We start from the raw sequence: 18301 nt of genomic DNA on the forward strand, positions 1-18301 counted from the left end.
CTATTCCGCGACCGGCGCGGCCTGCGGCAGGGCCGGCGCAGGCTGCGTCCCGCGCCATAGCAGTCGCAACAGCAGAACCAGAATCGCCATCAACGCGAAGCCACCGAGGGCGGGCGCGAAATGCTGGCTGGGATCGGCCTTCTGCCCGAACTGCACCGCAAGCCGCGCCGATTGCAGCAGCCCATAGGCCCCGGCGAGCAGGATCAGCCCGTATGTCACGTCGCGCTCGCGCGGGCTCGCCACTCTGGCGAGATCGGGCAGCGCCAGCGCAAGACCGATCCCGAGGATCGGCAGGTCGTAATCATAGGCGTAGGGGCTGATCATCACCGAAATCATGACGGTGATGCCGAGCGCGAATTGGGACGATAGGCCACGGGCCACGCCGGCGAGGACGGCGAGCAGAGCCAGCCCCGCGACGGCGACCTGTCCCCAGAAGGCGGCATTCGCCGGAAAGCCGGCCATGTAGAGTGCTGCATAGGCGGAGATCATGCGGAAGAGCGGATAAAAGCCCTGCTCGAGAAAGCCCGCCGATTCCCTGATCGCCCCTGACCATGCGATCCAGATCTGCCAGCCGAACAGGAGCGTGCAGAGCAGCGAGCTCGTCAACACAACGACTGCCGCGGTCGCGAGCGCGACCCAGCGCCGCGTCGCCAGCAGGTAGACGCCGACGGCAATGGCGAGATGCGGCTTGATGACCATGGCGCCGAGTGCGAGGCCGGCGAGCCATTGCCGCCGGTCGACGTTGAGGCAAACCAGCGCGATCAGCGCGCCGGTGAGAAAGCCGTTCTGTCCGCAGCCGATGGTGATCGCGAGCGCCGGAAACAGGATGACCAGCACTTGCGCGAAATTTTTGCCGGCGATGGCGCGCAGGGTCACGAGATAGAGCGCGAGTGTTGCGGTTGTGAACAGGAGATAGCCGACGCCGACCGGCAGGAAGGCGAACGGCGCGAGCAGGAGGGCGTATTGCGGCGGATAGGTCCAGGGCATGAAGCCGGTCATGCCGCCGGCCGCCTCCATCTGCATCTTCAGCAGCGCCTCGAAATGATAGACTTGGTCGAGGTCGCCGCGCCAGACGCGCTGTGCGACGATATGGAAGGCGTCGAAATCGGCGAGTTCGCGACCCGTCCAGCCGCCCCAGCGGGCGAACCAGAACGTCTTGAACGCCACGATCACCGCCAGCGCCACCAGCACGAAGCGGACATAGGCGGTCCGCTTCGACGGTGAGGCCTGAAGCGCTTCCAGCGTCTCGGCGAACATGGATGGCAGCCTCGGACTGGTTTGGGGGCGGAATGCCGGCCCGTCAATCGCAGGCGAGATTGCCTCCAGAGGCTTAAAGGACGGTAACGAACCGGAAAGGATTTTGCGGGCGACCGGCGGCTACGGGCAGGGCTATCCGCATTGTCCCGCTTCCCTTGGTGCGGTTTCCGAACAGCAGGCCTGGAGAATTGCGCTCGAGGCCGTTTGCGCAGGCTATTCGCCGAGAAAAGCCGTGATGAGGGCCACGGCCTGGGCGGGTTGCTCTTCCATGATCCAGTGGCCGGAATTGGTGATCACGCCGCTGCGGACATTGGTGGCCGCGAAGCCGATCTCCGTCGCGAGCTGAGCACCGTAGGAATGATCGCCGCCGATCGCAAGCACGGGCATCGTCAGCTTGCCCTTCTCGGCAAGCAGCTTGGTGTTGTCGACGGCGTCCCGGGCGAATGCCGCGAATTGTCCGCCGAAGGCATTGTGGATCGCGAGCGGACGGGCGTAGAGCGCCGCATAATGTTCACGGGTCGGCTCGTCGATCCCGGCCGGGTTCGCCGACAATTCGTTGTAGAAGCGGTCAAGCAGGATGCGTTCGCGTCCGGCAACCAGACGCTCGACATCGGGACCTCGGAAATTGAAGTGCCAGACCTTCGGATTCTTCAACTGGTCGTCCCAGTGTGCCAGTCCCGGCAGCGGCGCATCCATCACAATCCAGCGCGTCGTCCGTTCCTGATACTGGACGGCGAAGGCGTAGCCGACCATGTTGCCGATGTCGTGTGTGACGAGCGCGGCCTGCTTGATGCCGAGCCGGTCCAGAATAACCGCCAGGTCGCGTGCCTGCGCCACCTTCTCGTAGCCGCCCTCGGGATGCGACGACAGGCCCATGCCACGCAGGTCGGGCACGATCACCGTATGATCCTTCATCAGCACTTCTGCGAGCGGCACCCACATGTCTCCGGTGTCGCCGAAGCCATGCAGCAGCACGACCGCGGGTCCAGTGCCGCCGATACGGACATATTGCGTGCCGCCGCTCACCGGCATCTGCTCGGCACGAACAGAGGCAGGCCAGGGCTTGACCTCCGCATGGACGGGCGTTGCGACCAGAAGTGCAACGGCCGACAGGGGGGCGGCGAGGTCGCGCGCGAGGCCGCGTGCCCATGCGGGAATGACAAAGTGCGACAACATTGGAATTCTCCTTGATCTCGGGTTTCAGGCGGCCAGCCGCGTTTTGCAGAACAGCCGCTCGATCTCAGTCTCGGCTTGCGCGACCAGAGAGGGATGCGAGAGCCACGCGACGGTCAGCGCCGAGAGGTGACGGGTGATGGCGTTGCTGCCTGGAATGCTGGAGTCGACGTGCAGGATGTTCATGATCGTCGCTCCTTATTGATGGAGCGATTGGATACGCGCACACCGCCTGATGATCGACCAGCGCGGCATATCATTGTTGCCGGACAGCGCGCAATGCCGGCGCGCAGGGTGATTTCGCCGGACGCTCCCGGTAGGGTGGAAATCCCGATAGGGCATACTCAAGTTCATGTCGCACATGCCCGATTTCGAAGGCTGGGGGATGCCTCGATTTGCGTGCGATATCGAAATGTTTCTTCGAATCCGCCGGGAGGCGGCGCATCGCCCGCTTGTCCGCGAGTGCGGGGAAGGGCTAACCTAAAGGCTGTTCCTGGCATCTTCGAAGTGCGGTGATGATCAGCCGTTGGACGAGAAGCGTTCTGGCTGCGATCGGCCTTTTGGCGTTGCCGGCATTGGGTGCCGCGCAGGACGAGCTTCATGACGCGCCTCGCAGCCTGTCGCTGCAAGTCACCACCGATCCTTCCATGATCGCGTGCCGCAGGCTGGAGAGCGTCAATCCCGCCTCGCTCGTGTTCCTGCCGTTGCGCCGGACCTTTAACGACGATTTCGACGAGCATCCGCTGTCGCACGGGCGCTGGGTGCCGCATTATGCCGGCGGCGCGGCGTGGCCGGAGGCGCGCTATTGGGGCGGCGACGGCTCCGATTTCAAGCGCAAGACCAGTGCCAATGGCGAGCAGCAGATCTATGTCGATCCGCGCTACGCGGGGCGCGCCGGGACGCCGCTCGGACTCGATCCTTTCAAGGTCAAGGACGGTGTGCTCTCGATCATCGCCAGCCGCACGCCACCGGAATTGAAGCCGGTGCTGTTCAACAACGATTACATCTCGGGGATTTTGACGACCCAGGGCACGTTCGCGCAGAAGCACGGCTATTTCGAAATCCGCGCCAAGGTGCCGGTTGGTCATGCGGTGTGGCCGGCGTTCTGGATGCTGGCGGATGACGGTGGTTGGCCGCCGGAAGTCGACGTGCTGGAAGGCCGCGGCGAGCGGCCCGGCGATCTCGTCATGACGACGCATTGGCGGATTCCGTCGACCCAGAAGATCCAGTCCTGCGGCTTCGACTTCGCGGTCGGTGATGCCTCGAACGCCTTCCACAATTACGGTGTGCTGTGGGAGGAGGATCGCCTGGTCTATTTCATCGACCGCAAGCCGGTGTCCGACATCAAGGTCCCCATCGGCTTCGACGATCCCATGTACATGATCGTCAATCTGGCGATCGGATCGAAATTCTTTCCCGGCGTCAGTCCTGTCGATGCGGAATCGCCTTCGAGCGTCGCATTTGAGATCGACAGGATTTCCGCCTATCAGATCGATATGGAGCAAGCGCGGAGATAGTGATGCCGTCTGATGTCTCGCGGCGTGATTTTGCAAGACTCGCAGGGCTTGCCGCGCTTGGCACAGCGGCGGGCGTCAAGGCTGCGGAGAATGAAACGCCCGCATCGGCCGAGCGTGGCGCGCCCTTCCCGAAGGATTTTCTCTGGGGCACGGCGACCTCATCCTACCAGATCGAAGGCGCCGTCAACGAGGACGGCCGCGGCAAGTCGATCTGGGACATTTTTAGCCACACGCCCGGCAAAATCGAGGATGGCTCCACCGGCGATCGCGCCAACGAGCATTACCATCGCTACAAGGCGGACGTCGCGCTGATCCGAGCGCTCGGCGTCAAGGCCTACCGTTTTTCAATTGCGTGGCCGCGTGTGTTTCCGGATGGAACGGGCCAGCCCAATCCGAAAGGGCTCGACTTCTATAACCGCCTCGTCGACGAGCTGCTCGCGAACGGCATCGAGCCCTATGCCACACTCTATCACTGGGACCTGCCGCAGGCGCTTCAGGACCGCGTTGGCGGATGGTCATCGAGTGATACGTCGAAGGCGTTTGCCGATTACGCGTCTTACGTCGCCGCGCGCCTGACCGATCGCGTGAAGAACGTCTTCACCGTGAACGAGGTGGGGCGCTTCTTGAACTTTGGCTATGGCTGGGGCATCGACGCACCCGGCCTCAAGCTGCCGACCGGGCAGCTAAACCAGGCCCGCCATCACGTAGCGCTGGCGCACGGGCTTGCCGTGCAGGCGATCCGCGCCTCCGGGCGGGCCGGCACCCGCGTCGGTGCGGCCGAGAATATCGCGGCCTGCGTGCCGGCGATCGCAACGCCGGATAACATCCGCGCTGCCGAGATCGCGACGCGCGAGCTCAATGCCGGCTTCCTCGGCGTGGTGCTGGAGGGCAAATACACCGACGGCTTCCTCGCCTATGCCGGCGCCGACGCGCCAAAATTCACCGCAGAGGAGTTGAAGATCATCGGCACGCCGAACGATTTCGTCGGCCTCAACATCTACGCACCGCAGTTCTACGTCACCGCCTCCGATCGCGCGCCGGGTTTCCACGTGCTGCCGTTCCCGACGTCGTTCCCGCACATGAATTCGGAATGGCTGCGGGTCGGCCCCGAGGTGATTTACTGGGCTCCGCGTCTCGCCGCAAAAATCTGGAACATCGAGAACATCTACATCAGCGAGAACGGCACCTCGTCCGAGGACAGGATCGCCGCCGACGGCCAGATCTACGACCTCGACCGCATCATGTTCCTGCGCAATTATCTGACCCAGATGCAGCGCGCGGTCGCCGAGGGCGTCCCGATCCGCGGTTATTTCCTCTGGAGCCTGATGGACAATTTCGAGTGGATTTTTGGCTACGGCAAACGCTTCGGGCTCTACCGGGTCGACTTCGAGACGCAGGCAAGGGTGCCGAAGCTGAGCGCGGCGTTCTATCGCGACGTCGTGGCAAGGAATGCGATCGGGGTGTGAGACCAGCCCCTACGGATCCAGTTCCGTATCCCAGTACAGATAGTCCAGCCAGCTGTCGTGCAAATAGTTCGGCGGGAACAGGCGGCCGTTGCGGTGGAGTTGGTGCACGGTCGGGGCGAAGGCGTGCTGGCGCGGAAACATCTTGGCCTGCACCGGGGTGAGATTGCCCTTGCGCAAGTTGCACGGCGAGCATGCCGCGACCACGTTCTCCCAGGTAGTCTGGCCGCCCTTGCTGCGCGGGATGATGTGATCGAAGGTGAGGTCTTCGGGCGAGCCGCAATATTGGCAGGCGAAACGATCGCGCAGGAAGACGTTGAACCGGGTGAAGGCCGGATGCGTGGTCGGCTTGACGAAGGATTTGAGCGAGACGACGCTCGGCAGCTGCATTTGCAGCGTGGGGCTGTGAACCGCCTGATCGTAATGCGCGACGATGTTGACGCGATCGAGAAACACCGCCTTGATCGCGTCCTGCCACGACCAGAGAGACAGCGGGTAGTAACTCAGCGGCCGGAAGTCCGCGTTCAGGACCAGCACCGGCCAACTGCCTTGCGAGACATGTGCGTTCAAGTAACGCTCCTGGCCTCCATGTACGCTGCGAAGCAGCACGTATTGACATACTACATGCAGCGTGACGGGATTGTGAAGCCCGCTGAGCGACTTATTCGGGCGCAAGCAATGCGGCAGCGGGGTGACGAAACGCTCAAAAACGCCGCGATTTGGGGGGGTCCATGCGAGGCTGGCTGGCCGCGGTGCTCGCGGCCGTGCTCGGCACGGCGCCGATCTGCGCCGCTGCGGCTGAGGATTATCCGACGCGCCCCGTCACCATGATCGTGCCGTTCCCGGCGGGCGGTGCCACCGACACCCTGGCGCGCTTCCTCGGCGAGCGCCTGAACGCCGTGCTGAAGCAGCCGATCGTGATCGAGAATGTCGGCGGCGCGGCCGGCTCGCTCGGCGTCGGCCGCGCAGTGCGCGCCGCTGCGGACGGCTACACGCTCTCGATCGGAACCTCGACCACGCACATGCTGACCGGCGGGCTCTATGCGCTGCCGTTCGATCTGCTCCGCGATCTCGAGCCGGTGATCCTGATCGGCAGCGAGCCGCTTTTGATCGTTGGCCGCAAGGATCTGCCGGCGGACGATCTCAAACATTTGATCGCGTGGTTGAGGGCCAATCCGGATAGGGCCTCGGTCGGCATCGCCGGCGTCGGCGCCACCGGCCATCTCGCCGGCATCGCGCTCCAGAAAGCGACCGGCACAAAATTTCAGTTCGTGCCTTATCGCGGCAACGCCCGGCGATGCAGGACCTCGTCGCCGGCCAGATCGACGCGATGATCGAGCCGGCCTCGAACTTCAGGGCGCTCGTCGGCGCCGGAAGCATCAAGGCGTTTGCGGTCACCAGCAAGGCGCGCTCGTCGTCCTGGCCGAACATTCCGACCGCCGACGAAGCCGGGCTCCCTGGCTATTCCGCCTCGCTCTGGTACGGCCTGTGGGTGCCGAAGGGGACGCCGCAAGACATCGCCGCAAAGCTCAACGCCGCGATGGTGCAGATTTTGGCGAGCCCGCAGGTCAAGCAACGCTTTGCAGAGCTCGGCATCCAGGTCTCGCCCCTGCTGCAGCAATCGCCGGACGCACTGCGCGTCTATCAGAAGGAAGAAGCCGAGCGCTGGTGGCCGATCATCAAGGCCTCGGGGGTGAAGGTGGATTAGCCGTCATTCCCGCACCCGTTCCAGCTTTTGCAGGCACCGGGTCGCGCGCACGATTGCTGGCATCTCCTCGTTCGGAAAACTCGTTGTCCAGTTGGTGACGCCGACTTCGCCGACATAGATGTCGCCCCTCGAATCCAGTGCGATGCCGTGCGGCGCCAGGAATTTGCCGCTGGCAACGCCTGGACCTTCTTCGCCACCGAGCCGGGCAATGCGTTTGCCTTGCGCATCGACGATCGACAGCCGCGGGCCGAGATTGGGCACATTGCGGTTGATATCGAGGCCCGGGCCGAGCTCGCCGATCACGAAGGTCGGGCTCTTGGCCCCGCCGCAGCAGCACAGCGCGCAGGGCCGGTGCAGATTGTTCCACTGCGTCTCGTATTTGCCCTCGCCGTTGAACACCTGCACGCGATGGTTCTCGCGGTCGGCGACATAGACCCAGCCGTCGGCATCGGTGGCGATGTTGTGCACGATGTTGAACTGGCCGGGATCGGTGCCCGGCTCGCCCCAGCTCTTCATCAGCTTGCCGTCGGGCGTGTATTTGTGCACGCGCGCATTGCCGTAGCCGTCGGAGACGTAGATCTCGCCTTTCGGCGACAGCGCGGTGTGGGTGCAGCGATGGAACGGCTCGCCGCTCATGAACGGCGCCGGCTTGGCCGGGATGCCAATCGTCAGCAGCACCTTGCCGTCGGTGGTACATTTGCGCACGGTGTGGTCGCCGTCATCGGTGCAATAGAGATTGTCGTCGGCGTCGATGTGCAGGCCGTGGGCGCGGGAGAACAGGCCCTCGCCAAAGCTCCGGAGGAAATTGCCCTCGCGGTCCAGCACCACCATCGGATGGGCGCCGCGATTGAAGACGTAAACGCGATCCTTGCTGTCGACCGCGACGGCAGCAACGTCGGTCAGCGTCCAGCCGTCCGGCAGCTTTGCGAAATTTTCGACGACGCGGTAGCGGTGCTCGCCGGTGCCCAGAATGGCTGGCATGTGTGGTCTCCTCATCCGTATCGGCGATGCGCGATCGTCTCCACACTGTCATTGCGAGCGCAGCGAAGCAATCCAGACTGTCTCCGTGGAAAGACTCTGGATCGCTTCGCTGCGTTCGCAATGAGGGGCGACTTAAGCAGTGCCCACCTCGCGCCCCAAAATCCCTTCCTCGATCGCCTTGATCTGGAGCGCGAGGTATTTCGAGTTGATCCGGCACTGCGCGAGGCTGCCGGCGATGAACCACAGACCGGGCTGCTGCGTGCGCGCATACATGTTCCGCAGCTCGAGCCCGCCGCCAAAGCCCCAGACCGGGCCGACGCGGTCGGCGATGCCGTCGCCGAACAGCTTCCGCACCAGATATTCCTGCGGCTTGTAGCCGGTCGAGAGCACGATCAGGTCGGCGGCGATGGTCGAGCCGTCCTTCATCCGCGCGCCGTCAGCCACAAAACCCTCGATGTCGGAAAACTGCTTGAGCTTGATCGCGCCCTCGACGATCAGGTTGGAGCAGCCGACGTTGAAATAATAGCCGCCGCCGCGGGTGAGGTATTTGAACTGCCAGCCGGTGCCGGCCTCGCCGAAGTCGAGCCTGAAGCCGACGCGGGTAAGGCCGTCGAGCAGCTCCTTGTCGAGCTGTTTCGACTGCTCGGTCAGCATCACGTGGGTTTTCTTCGCAAGGGGCGTCGGCATCGAGGTCGCGATCAGATCGTTGTCCTCGAGCGTCCCTTCATTGTAGGTCGCGTAAGCGAGCTGCGCCGAGGGCTCGATATTGGTGACCAGCGTGGGTGAGCGCTGCACCAGCGTCACTTCGGCGCCGCTGGAGCAGAGATCCTGCGCGATGTCGTGGCCGCTGTTGCCGGTGCCGATGACGATGGCGCGCTTGCCCGTCCAGTTCTCGCCGTCCTCGTAGCGGCTGGAATGCAGCAGCGTGCCCTTGAAATTGTCGAGGGTCGGAATGTGCGGAATATTGGCGATGCCGCTGACGCCGGTCGCCATGATCACGTGGCGGGGATGCATGGTGCGCTTGCTGCCGTCGGCGCGCCGCAGTGTCACCGTCCAGCTGCCTTTGGCCTCGTCATAGGCGCCGCCCTCGAACTCGGTACCGGTCCAGAAGTTCAGCTCCATGGCGTCGACATAGGCTTCGAACCAGTTGGCGAGCTTGTCCTTGGGGATATAGGTCGGCCAGTTCGGCGGGAACGGCATGTAGGGCATGTGATTGACCTGCACCTGGTTGTGCAGAGTGAGCGCGTGATAGCGTTTGCGCCAATTGTCGCCGATCCGCGTCTCGCGATCGACGATCAATGTGTCGATCTGCAACTGCTTCAGCCGCGCTGCGATCGCGAGCCCGGCCTGGCCACCGCCGACCACCAGCACAGTCGGGTCGCGATCGGCATAGTCGCGCGAGGCGTTACGCAAATCGAGCCAGTTCGGTCCGCGGAAATCGCGCGAATAGGCCTGGCCGCGCGGCCGCGACGTACCGAGTTGTTCTTCGAACCCTTTGAGCTCGTCGAGTGCAGTGAGCAGCGTCCACGCCTTCAGGCGGTCGCCATCAGCAGGATCGGGCACGAGCCGGACGATACCGCTGCCGCGGCCGAGCGCCGTCTCGAAATTGAAGATGGCTTCGATCGTGTTGGTGCCGGCGCGCGTCACCCAGCGCGGGGCCGCGCGGTTCGGTGCAATCTTGAAATGGCTTGGCGCCGCTTTGGGCGTGAGCGCCGCGAGCTCCCCCGCGATCGTATCGCGCCCGGCAAGCGTTTGCAGGTTCCAGCTCAGAGCCAGTACGTCTCGCCAAAAACTGTCGGCGAGGAAAAGGCGATCGAGAGCGGCGGGCTCGGGTTTGCCCGACGAGCGCTCGAATTCGTCGAGCCAGGCTTGTGCGGAGACGGAAATATCCTGCGTTCTGTCCAGCATGCGCGACCTCGTGGCCGTCTTCGCGGCGTTTCCTCGAAGGTCGAACGCTATACTGGAACGAGGGACGTCGAAAGCGCTTTACCCGAGCAGCGAGAGCATGTTGCCCTGCTCCGGCGGAATGCGCCCTTCGGCGTATTGGGAAAAATCCGCCGCCCTTCCGTGATTCGAGGAGGACACGCAAGAAAAGGCTCCACCTGAGTGGAGCCTTCCTTGCAGTCTTGGATTGCGGGATTCGCCGCGGCGAGCGGAGTCCTTATCTGCCCCGCGTGCCGGCGCCATACAGCTCGCGTTCCCGACCGATATCGTCAGGTGACAGCGGCGGGCTTGCGGCATCGAAGTCGTTCCAGCCGGACTTTTGCCAAGCCGTGCTTCGATCCTGCAGGTTCACGGACTTCTCCTGCAGAAGGGCATCGAAACGGGCCCGGTCTTGCTCGGCTACTCTCGCCGACACCAGCGTCCCGCCGCGACGCACGCCTTCAGCATAGCGCGACGCGTCTTCCTTCGACACCCCGGCTTGGGTCAACGCGCCGACGATGCCACCTGTCGCCGCGCCGGCTGCGGCACCCACCGCGGCCGAAGCCAGCCATCCGGCAGCAACGACCGGTCCGAGGCCCGGAATAGCGAGCAAGCCGAGTCCTGCAAGCAGGCCCGCCGCAGTGCCGAGGCCTGCGCCGATGCCAGCACCCGTGCCGGCACCTTCGGCGCGATCGTCGACGCCGTCGCGATCGCGGTCGACTTTGCCGGTGGAGGAGCCGTACCAGTTGTCGGAATTGTTCGCGACGATGCTGATGTCGGAGTGTGGCACGCCGGCGGCCTCAAGGCGGCTGACCGCACGTTCGGCATCCGAGTAGCTGTCATAGAGTCGAGAAATGGTGGTCGTCATGTTTCATCCTCCTGCTTACTTGGCGGGGTTCACGTTGCCCTGGAAGTCGACGCTGACGTCGGCTTTGGTTCCGGCCTTGTCGGCCTTGCCGCGCCAGACGCCGCTGTCGTCCTTCTGCAAGCCGGAAACATTGGAATAACCCGCGCCCTCGATCTTCGACTTCGCCTGGCCTTCGGTGAAACTGTTGCGGCCTGCGACAGGTGCGTTCGAGTTGTTGTGATCGGAGCTGTTGACCGCGTTGTTGCCCGGCCCGCTTTGCGCCTTTTGCGACTGTGCGCTTACGGGCATGGATCCCAGCAGCAGGAGAGCCGCGGCGAGCGAAATTAAACGTGACATAGTCTGTCCTCCGGCAGTTGCTTGTGCCGGTCGACAACAGATTGGATTCGAATAGGTTGCTTTGCTTATGCGATAGAAGCGCGCTTCTTACGTGCTCCAGGCATATTGAAGGGGCGTAGGAACAATTGCCACTATTTCCCGTTTTAGCAGTCACGCATACCAGGACGCGTTGTCTGTTCACATGCCTATCATCCGATATTTCGTATTCGCCGGTGGCTTGCTCGTCGCCCTTCTGACCCTGGCGGACTATTTGCTGCCTCCCGCCCCTGAGCGGAGCGCGGAGGCGAACGTCGATAGGACGATCATCCGCATCCGCTCGGTGCGAGCTTTACCCGAGAGAATTGTATTCGAGACGAGTGAGCCGGGACGAATGCCGTTGCCGCTACAGAACAATGCGATGACGGCTGCCGAAGTCAGAGAACCTCGGCTTGCATCGGTCATAGACTCAAGGTGAGCTGCCGGTTCACTTCGCCCAATAGGGATCGCGCAGCTTGCGCTTGAAGATCTTTCCGGTTGCCTCTCGCGGCAGCGCGTCCAGGAACTGGATCTCCTTCGGCACCTTGAAATTGGCCAAGCGCTCGCGCAAGAAGGCCTGCACCGCGGCGGCGGAGAGCTGCGAACCCGTCTCCGGCTCGATGCAGGCGCACAGCCGCTCGCCAAATTCCGCGTCGGGAATGCCGAACACGGCGCAATCGCGCACGCCGGGCATCGCGATCAGCACGTTCTCGATCTCGGCGGGATAGATGTTGACGCCGCCCGAGATCACCATGTCGCGCTTGCGGTCGCACAGGAACAGATAGCCGTCCGCATCGAGATAGCCGACGTCGCCGACGCTGACGAGGCCGTCGCGCCCCGCTTCGGCCCGGGCCTGCGCCTTGCCGTGATAGTCGAAATCGGGCACTGCCGTCTGGCGCATGTAGATTTCGCCGATCTCGTCGGCACCGCAGAGGCTGCCGTCGTCGCGGAAGATTTTGACGATGCCGCCCTCAATGGCGCGTCCCACCGTGCCCGGCTTCTTCAGTGCCTCCTCGGCCGAGTGCCACACCGGGATCCCGGTCTCGGTCGAGCCGAAATATTCGTTGATGACCGGTCCCCACCACGCGATCATGGCGCGCTTGATCTCGGGCGGGCAGGGCGCGGCGCCATGCACGACGAAACGCAGTGACGAGAGGTCATGGCGCTGTCTCACGGCATCGGGCAGCCGCAGCAGCCGGACGAACATGGTCGGCACCATGTGGATGTGGGTGACACGGTGGCGTTCGATCAGCGCCAGCAGTTCCTCGGCGTCGAACCGCGCCTGGAGGACGATGGTGCAGCCGCTGCGGAACGCCAGCATGCCGTAGGAGTGCGGCGCCGAGTGATACATCGGGCCGTTGATCAGCACGATTTGATTGTCCCGCGGCTTGATGCCATAGGCCATCGCGCCGACGCGTTCGGAGGCGGCCGCCTGTTCGGGCTGCATCGGCATGCGCCGCACGCCCTTTGGCATGCCCGTGGTTCCCGACGTGTAGATCATCGCCGCGGCCCGGCGCGGCGGCTGCTGTGTTTCCGGATGGCCGTCGCGCCAGCCGTCCCAATCGGTCAGTCCCGCCGGGACCTCGGTCAGATCAGGGGCAATCGCGAAGGTCGCCGCGAGCTCGGGCGGTGTCGCGACGACGAGGAGGCGGACATCCGACGGCACGCCAGAGCTGATCTGCGGCAGCAGATCGGCATGGCAGACCAGGATTTTTGCGCCGCTGTCGGTCAGGATGTAGCGGACCTCTTCGGCCTTCAGATGCCAATTGATCGGCACCACCGGACTGCCCAGCGCGGCAGACGCGGCAACTACCTCGAACAGCGCAAAATCGTTGCGCAGCATCATGGCGACCGGGGTGCCCTCGGCGAGGCCTAGCGTACGAAGCCCGCTCGCCGCCCGCCTGATGCGGGCCTGGATCTCGTCATAGCCGATCCGGCGTTCACCGCTGATGATCATGGCGTATCCTTCCCTCGTCGAGCTTAGCGATCATCCAGCACGTCGCCAAAGCCCACCCAGCTCTTGCCGTTGAAGCGCCGGAGCTGAAGCTGCTGGAACGGCAGATAGTCGTCGGGACCGGTCGTGACCGACATGCCCGGCAGCAGCAGCGGCAGCTTCACCTCTTTCAGTGAGGCCGCCTGGCGCATGATGTTGTCGCGGCTGACATCGTCCTTGCACGCCTTCAGCACCGTCATCAGCAGCGTCGCGTAATGGTAGCCGGCCGCGTAGTTGGAGTTGGAGAGGTCGGCGGTCGCCATGTATTGTTTCATGAACGCGAAGTACTCCTTCACGCCGGGATCGTTGGCCCATTGCGGGTCCATCGTGTCCTTCTGGTTGCTCGACGAGATCAGGCCGACCGCGTTGTCGAGGCCGGCCGGCTCGAGGAACGAGATCGACGACGCCGAGGTCGGCACGAAGAACAGCTCGGGCTTCCAGCCGATCTCGGCCACGCCCTTGACCATCTGCGAGGTGAACTTGCCTAGCACGACGCCGAACAGCACGTCGGCGCCTGATGCCTTCAGCGTCGAGAGCTGCGAGCTGATCGTCGGCGCGCTGGTTTCGTAGCTCGCCTCCGCAATGATCATGCTGGCGGCCTTGGCGCCCAGCGCGCGCTTGAAGCCGGCGACATAGTCGCGGCCGAAATCGTCGTTCTGGGACAGGATTGCGATCCTGGCGTCGGGCTTGGACTTCAGGATGTACTTGGCATAGACGACACCCTCGGATTCGTAGGCCGCCATGCCAGGCATCGTCCACGGGTTCTTCTGCGGATCGGCCCATTTTGTCGCGCCCGAGAGCACGAACAGCTGCGGCACCTTTTTGGCGTTGAGGTAGCGCTGCACGGCGCTGTTGGTGGCGGTCCCGAGCGAGCCGAACATCATCAGCACCTCGTCCTGTTCCACCAGCTTGCGGGTCTGCTCCACCGTCTTCGGCGGCGAGTAGGCGTCGTCCAATGTGATGAACTTGACCTTGTGCCCGTTGATGCCGCCTTCGGCATTGACCTTCTCGAAGAACGCTTCCTGCGTCCGTCCGATCGCGCCGAATCCGGAGACCGGGCCGCTATAGGGCAGGGTCTGGCCGATGCGGATCTCGTCGCTGCCTTCGGCTTGGACGCTGCCCGCGGCGAGCGTCAGCAACGACATGCCGATCAGTGCGGCTGCCAGCTTCATGATGTCCTCCCGTTGTTCTTGTCAGTCCAGTTTTCTTGCCGGACCAAGCCTTCAGGCGCTGGCGCGCATCAGGAAATCCTGTCGGGCCTGATCGAATTCCGCTTTCATCCGGCCGACCAGCTCGGCGACCGGAGGCGCGTCGGTGATTTGGCCGATGCCTTGGCCCGATCCCCAGATGTCACGCCACGCCTTGGATTTCGTGTTGCCGCCGGAGCCGAAATTCATCTTCGATTTGTCGGCGACCGGGAGATTGTCCGGATCGAGCCCGGCGGCGGCGATCGAGGGTCCGAGATAGTTGCCGTGCACGCCGGTGAACAGGTTGGTGTAGACGATATCGTGTGCGGCGTGCTGCGTCAGTGCGGATTTGTAGGCTTCGTCCGCGTTGGCTTCCTTCGTCGCGATGAAGCGCGTGCCCATATAGGCGAGGTCGGCGCCCAGCGTCAGCGCGGAGGCGATGCCAAAGCCGTCGCTGATCGCGCCCGACAGCAGGATCGCGCCGTCGAACCATTGCTTGACCTCCCGCACCAGCGCGAAGGGCGACAGCATGCCGGCATGTCCGCCCGCGCCGGCGCAGACCAGGATCAGGCCGTCGACGCCCTGCTCGGCGGCTTTGCGCGCGTGCTTGACGTTGATGACGTCGTGGAACACCAGCCCGCCATAGGAATGCGCGGCCTCGACAAGCTCCGCCGGCGGCCGCAGCGAGGTGATGATGATGGGCGCCTTGTGCTTCACACAGGTCTCCATGTCCTTCATCAGCCGGTCGTTGGAGGCATGGCAGATCTGGTTGACGGCGTAGGGCGCGACCTTCTTGCCGGGATTGCGCGACTTGTATTCCCCGAGTTCGTCCTCGATGCGGCTCAGCCACTCGTCGAGCTTCTCGACTGGGCGCGCATTGAGCGCGGGAAACGAGCCGACGATTCTGGCCTTGCACTGGGCAATCACCAGTTCCGGTCCGGAGACGATGAAGAGGGGCGAGCCGACGACGGGCAGCTCCAGATTGTTCTTGAGCAGGGCGGGCAGTGCCATCCGGTCCTCCTGACAACGCGCGTCAACGGCCTGCCGGCCGATTGTGAGCGCTTCCATGTCGATTGTCGCGCCGGCGGGATGCCCCGCCGCTTGCGCTTTGACCCCATTATAGGGTTGGACGGCGGACGGGAGATCGTTCAATATTGAACATGTGCATATTCAATTTTGAACGGATCCGGCGTGGATTGGGACCTCTGCAAGACCTTCGTCGCGGTCGCCGACACCGGCAGCTTCACTGCCGCGGCGCGGCGGCTGCACGCCAGCCACCCGACCGTCAGCCGCAAGATCGCGGCGCTGGAGGCACAGCTTGGCACCAAGCTGCTGGCGCGCGCCGCGGATGGATTGGTGCTGACCGCCGACGGGCGCACCCTGCGCGAGCATGCGGAGACGATGGCAGCAGCCGCGCTCCGGGCCGAGGCCGCGGTTGCCGCCGGCGGGCGCAAGGCGCGCGGCACGGTCAAGCTGTCGATCGGAGCGACGCTGGCCTCGCACTGGCTGATGCCCCGGCTGCGGTCCTTCCTGGGCACGCACGATCACATCCGGCTCGAGATCATCACCCATCCGTTCCCTGCCAGCGTGCGTCGCCGGGAGGCCGACGTGGTGCTGCGCCCCGTCGATAGCGGCGAGGAAAATCTGGTCGGCCGCAAGGTCGGCCGTCTTGGCACCGGCTTCTATGCCTCGCACGACTATGCCGCCGGCCGCTCCTTGCCTGAACGGAGCGGCGAATGGAAGGGGCACAGCGTCATCGGCTTTGCCGACCAGGATTCCAACGCCCAGCTGGCGCGCTGGAGCGATACGATCACGCGTCAGGGCACCATGGTGATGCGCTGCTCGTCGCAAGGCGACATGCTGGCCGCGGTGCGCGCGGGGATCGGAATCTCCGCGCTGTCCTGTTTCGTCGCAGAAAGCTATCCGGACCTGGTGCGCGTCGCGCCGCAGAAACTCGTCAGCATCGCCGATCTCTGGCTGCTCGCCCATCCCGATCTGGTCGAGCTCTCGGCGGTGCGCGCCGTGGTCGACTTCGTGGCCGAATGCGCCCGTGCCGATCGCGAGCGGCTGCGGGGCTAGGGCTGGTTGCCGATGACGCCTTCGCGCTTCTTGATGACGCGATAATAGCTCCACCACAGATGCGCGGCTGCGCCGCGCAGCGGTCGCCAGGGCTCGGCCAGAGGCGCCATCTGCTTTTCCGTCGGGCGCGCCGGGAGCCCCAGGCCAACCTTGATCCCCTCCTGCACGGCGATGTCGCCGGCCGGCCAGGCATCGCCATGGCCGAGGCAGAACAGCAGATAGACGTCGGCCGTCCACGGCCCGATGCCGGGCAACGCGATCAGCGTGTGGTGCGCGGCCTCGGCGTCTTCTTCGGCGAGCACGTCGAGGTTCAGCCGCTGCGAGGTGATCTCGCGCGCGAGATGCTTCAGCGTCTTGATCTTGGCCGCGGACAGGCCGAGCCGCCCCAGCCGGTCGGTGCGGGCGCGACGCACCGCGTCATGGTCGAACGGATCGAACGCCGCCGACAGCCGCCCCCAGATCGCCGCCGCGCTCGCCGTTGAGAGCTGCTGCCCGCAGACGATGTGGGCCAGCCCCGTAAAGCCCGGCTCGCGCCGCCGCAATGCCGGCATGCCCGCGATTTCGAGCACCGGCTTGAGCCGCGGATCGCGCTTGACCAGCGCGTGGACGGCTTCTTCGAGATCGGACTGGGTTTCGAGGTGGATGGTCATATGGATCGGCAAGCTCTCTCCGACGTCATGACCGGGCTTGTCCCGGCCATCCACGTCTTTCTAACCATGGTGGATTGTCTAGCATGAGCGATGGTCGTCGTGTTTGTCCGTGATCTTGACACGGTCGGCATGTGGTACTGAAGAACGTGGATGGCCAGGACAAGCCCGGCCATGACGAGATCTGTCGCATGGCGCCACCCGTTTTCCGATTTGCCCCCAGCCCCAATGGCCTTCTTCATCTCGGCCACGCTTATTCGGCACTGCTGAACTTCGACCGTGCGCGCGAGGCCGGCGGGCGGTTGTTGCTGCGGATCGAGGACATCGATGCGACCCGCTGCCGGCCGGAGTTCGAGACGAAGATTTGCGAGGATCTCGCCTGGCTCGGGATCGCCTGGGAGACGCCGGTGCGGCGGCAGTCGGAGCATCTTTCCGATTATCGCGCCGCGCTGGAAAAGCTCTCTGCGCTCAGCCTCGTCTATCCCGCGTTCGAAAGCCGCGCCGAGATCGCAAGGCTGGTGGCCGCGCGCGAGGCCGATGGGCCGTGGCCGCGCGATCCCGATGGTGCGCCGCTCTATCCGGGTGACGCCAAAGCGCTGCCCTCGGACGAGCGGGCGCGCCTGATCGACACTGGCGTGCCCTACGCGCTGCGGCTCGATATGGCGGCCGCCTGCCAGCGCGTCGGCGGCCTGACCTGGAACGAGCTTGGCGAGGGACCCGATGGCGAGCGAGCGACCGTTCCAGCGCGGCCCGAGGCCTGGGGCGACGTCATCCTGGCGCGCAAGGAGACGCCGACCAGCTACCATCTGTCCGTAGTCGTCGACGACGCCCTCCAGGATGTCGGCGAGGTGGTGCGCGGCCAGGACCTGTTTCACGCCACCTCGGTCCACCGCCTGCTCCAGGTCCTGCTCGGCCTGCCGGAGCCCGCCTACCGCCACCACGCCCTGATTCGCGACGAGGCGGGGCGGAAGTTGTCGAAATCGAGTCGCTCGACCGGTCTGCGGGAGTTGCGCGACGCCGGCGCCTCGCCGGCCGGTATCCGCAGGTTGGTGGGATTAGGCTAAGTTTCTCTGGGGGTTAGCAAAACGCCGCCGTGACTCCGGGCGTTCCGCCGTGCCATGCTCATCCCACGGCCCGGGGTTCGAAGCGGATAC

At 64.5% G+C, this 18301-nt stretch carries 16 protein-coding genes and 1 pseudogene; 5 read left to right on the forward strand and 12 right to left on the reverse strand.

Translation table 11 applies throughout. The features are described from left to right. The 3 genes from IVB29_RS14900 to IVB29_RS14910 all read right to left on the reverse strand — a co-directional run bounded on the left by IVB29_RS14900 (position 1) and on the right by IVB29_RS14910 (position 2616). Positions 1 to 1257 carry a glycosyltransferase family 87 protein gene (locus IVB29_RS14900; protein ID WP_247504108.1) on the reverse strand — a complete coding sequence of 419 codons (1257 nt, stop codon included), beginning with the start codon at positions 1255 to 1257 and terminating at the stop codon, positions 1 to 3. Positions 1258 to 1470: 213 nt separating this feature from the next. Continuing rightward, on the reverse strand, positions 1471 to 2433 hold the full coding sequence (locus IVB29_RS14905) for an alpha/beta hydrolase (RefSeq protein ID WP_247504109.1): 963 nt from the start codon (positions 2431 to 2433) through the stop codon (positions 1471 to 1473). A 24-nt stretch (positions 2434 to 2457) separates the two neighbouring features. Then, entirely contained in the window at positions 2458 to 2616 is a 159-nt protein-coding gene (locus IVB29_RS14910; RefSeq protein WP_247504110.1) for a hypothetical protein, read from the reverse strand. Positions 2617 to 2945: 329 nt separating this feature from the next. Between IVB29_RS14910 and IVB29_RS14915 the strand changes: the two genes are divergently transcribed. Next, positions 2946 to 3947 carry a glycoside hydrolase family 16 protein gene (locus tag IVB29_RS14915; RefSeq protein ID WP_247504111.1) on the forward strand — a complete coding sequence of 334 codons (1002 nt, stop codon included), beginning with the start codon at positions 2946 to 2948 and terminating at the stop codon, positions 3945 to 3947. 2 nt (positions 3948 to 3949) lie between these two features. Continuing rightward, positions 3950 to 5413, forward strand: a complete 1464-nt coding sequence (locus IVB29_RS14920; RefSeq protein WP_247504112.1) for a GH1 family beta-glucosidase — start codon at positions 3950 to 3952, stop codon at positions 5411 to 5413. Between the two features lie 9 nt (positions 5414 to 5422). Here the strand turns inward: IVB29_RS14920 and IVB29_RS14925 are convergent, their stop codons facing one another. Beyond that, positions 5423 to 5980, reverse strand: coding sequence for an HNH endonuclease (locus IVB29_RS14925; protein WP_018316280.1), 558 nt, complete (start codon positions 5978 to 5980; stop codon positions 5423 to 5425). A gap of 257 nt (positions 5981 to 6237) precedes the next feature. Here IVB29_RS14925 and IVB29_RS14930 point away from each other — a divergent pair. Continuing rightward, positions 6238 to 7118, forward strand: a pseudogene (locus IVB29_RS14930) (tripartite tricarboxylate transporter substrate-binding protein). Between the two features lie 3 nt (positions 7119 to 7121). Here the strand turns inward: IVB29_RS14930 and IVB29_RS14935 are convergent. From IVB29_RS14935 to IVB29_RS14965, 7 genes are all read right to left on the reverse strand, one after another. Continuing rightward, positions 7122 to 8099, reverse strand: a complete 978-nt coding sequence (locus tag IVB29_RS14935) for a peptidyl-alpha-hydroxyglycine alpha-amidating lyase family protein (protein WP_247504113.1) — start codon at positions 8097 to 8099, stop codon at positions 7122 to 7124. A 132-nt stretch (positions 8100 to 8231) separates the two neighbouring features. Continuing rightward, the gene (locus IVB29_RS14940; protein ID WP_247504114.1) at positions 8232 to 10007 is read right to left on the reverse strand and encodes an NAD(P)/FAD-dependent oxidoreductase; all 1776 of its coding nucleotides are present in this window, start codon (positions 10005 to 10007) and stop codon (positions 8232 to 8234) included. Positions 10008 to 10260: 253 nt separating this feature from the next. Then, a complete protein-coding gene (locus tag IVB29_RS14945; RefSeq protein ID WP_247504115.1) occupies positions 10261 to 10890 on the reverse strand; it encodes a hypothetical protein in 630 nt (209 codons plus the stop codon). 15 nt (positions 10891 to 10905) lie between these two features. Further along, positions 10906 to 11226: a hypothetical protein gene (locus IVB29_RS14950; protein ID WP_247504116.1), complete on the reverse strand. Its 321-nt coding sequence runs from the start codon at positions 11224 to 11226 to the stop codon at positions 10906 to 10908. A gap of 463 nt (positions 11227 to 11689) precedes the next feature. Beyond that, on the reverse strand, positions 11690 to 13198 hold the full coding sequence (locus IVB29_RS14955) for an acyl-CoA synthetase (protein ID WP_247504117.1): 1509 nt from the start codon (positions 13196 to 13198) through the stop codon (positions 11690 to 11692). A gap of 23 nt (positions 13199 to 13221) precedes the next feature. After that, positions 13222 to 14406: an ABC transporter substrate-binding protein gene (locus tag IVB29_RS14960; protein WP_247504118.1), complete on the reverse strand. Its 1185-nt coding sequence runs from the start codon at positions 14404 to 14406 to the stop codon at positions 13222 to 13224. Between the two features lie 51 nt (positions 14407 to 14457). Further along, a complete protein-coding gene (locus IVB29_RS14965; protein WP_247504119.1) occupies positions 14458 to 15432 on the reverse strand; it encodes a nitronate monooxygenase family protein in 975 nt (324 codons plus the stop codon). A 180-nt stretch (positions 15433 to 15612) separates the two neighbouring features. Between IVB29_RS14965 and IVB29_RS14970 the strand changes: the two genes are divergently transcribed. Further along, on the forward strand, positions 15613 to 16500 hold the full coding sequence (locus IVB29_RS14970; protein WP_247504120.1) for a LysR family transcriptional regulator: 888 nt from the start codon (positions 15613 to 15615) through the stop codon (positions 16498 to 16500). On the opposite strand, the gene IVB29_RS14975 is transcribed toward IVB29_RS14970, so the two are convergent. After that, positions 16497 to 17150, reverse strand: coding sequence for a DNA-3-methyladenine glycosylase (locus IVB29_RS14975; protein ID WP_247504322.1), 654 nt, complete (start codon positions 17148 to 17150; stop codon positions 16497 to 16499). The two genes, IVB29_RS14970 and IVB29_RS14975, sit on opposite strands and share 4 nt — an antisense overlap. Positions 17151 to 17338: 188 nt before the next feature. Here IVB29_RS14975 and gluQRS point away from each other — a divergent pair, with 188 nt between their 5' ends. Beyond that, positions 17339 to 18211 carry a tRNA glutamyl-Q(34) synthetase GluQRS gene (gluQRS, locus tag IVB29_RS14980; RefSeq protein WP_247504121.1) on the forward strand — a complete coding sequence of 291 codons (873 nt, stop codon included), beginning with the start codon at positions 17339 to 17341 and terminating at the stop codon, positions 18209 to 18211. Positions 18212 to 18301: the final 90 nt, after the last annotated feature.

Origin of the sequence: Bradyrhizobium sp. 1 (genome assembly GCF_023073315.1) — a bacterium.
GTDB lineage: Bacteria > Pseudomonadota > Alphaproteobacteria > Rhizobiales > Xanthobacteraceae > Bradyrhizobium.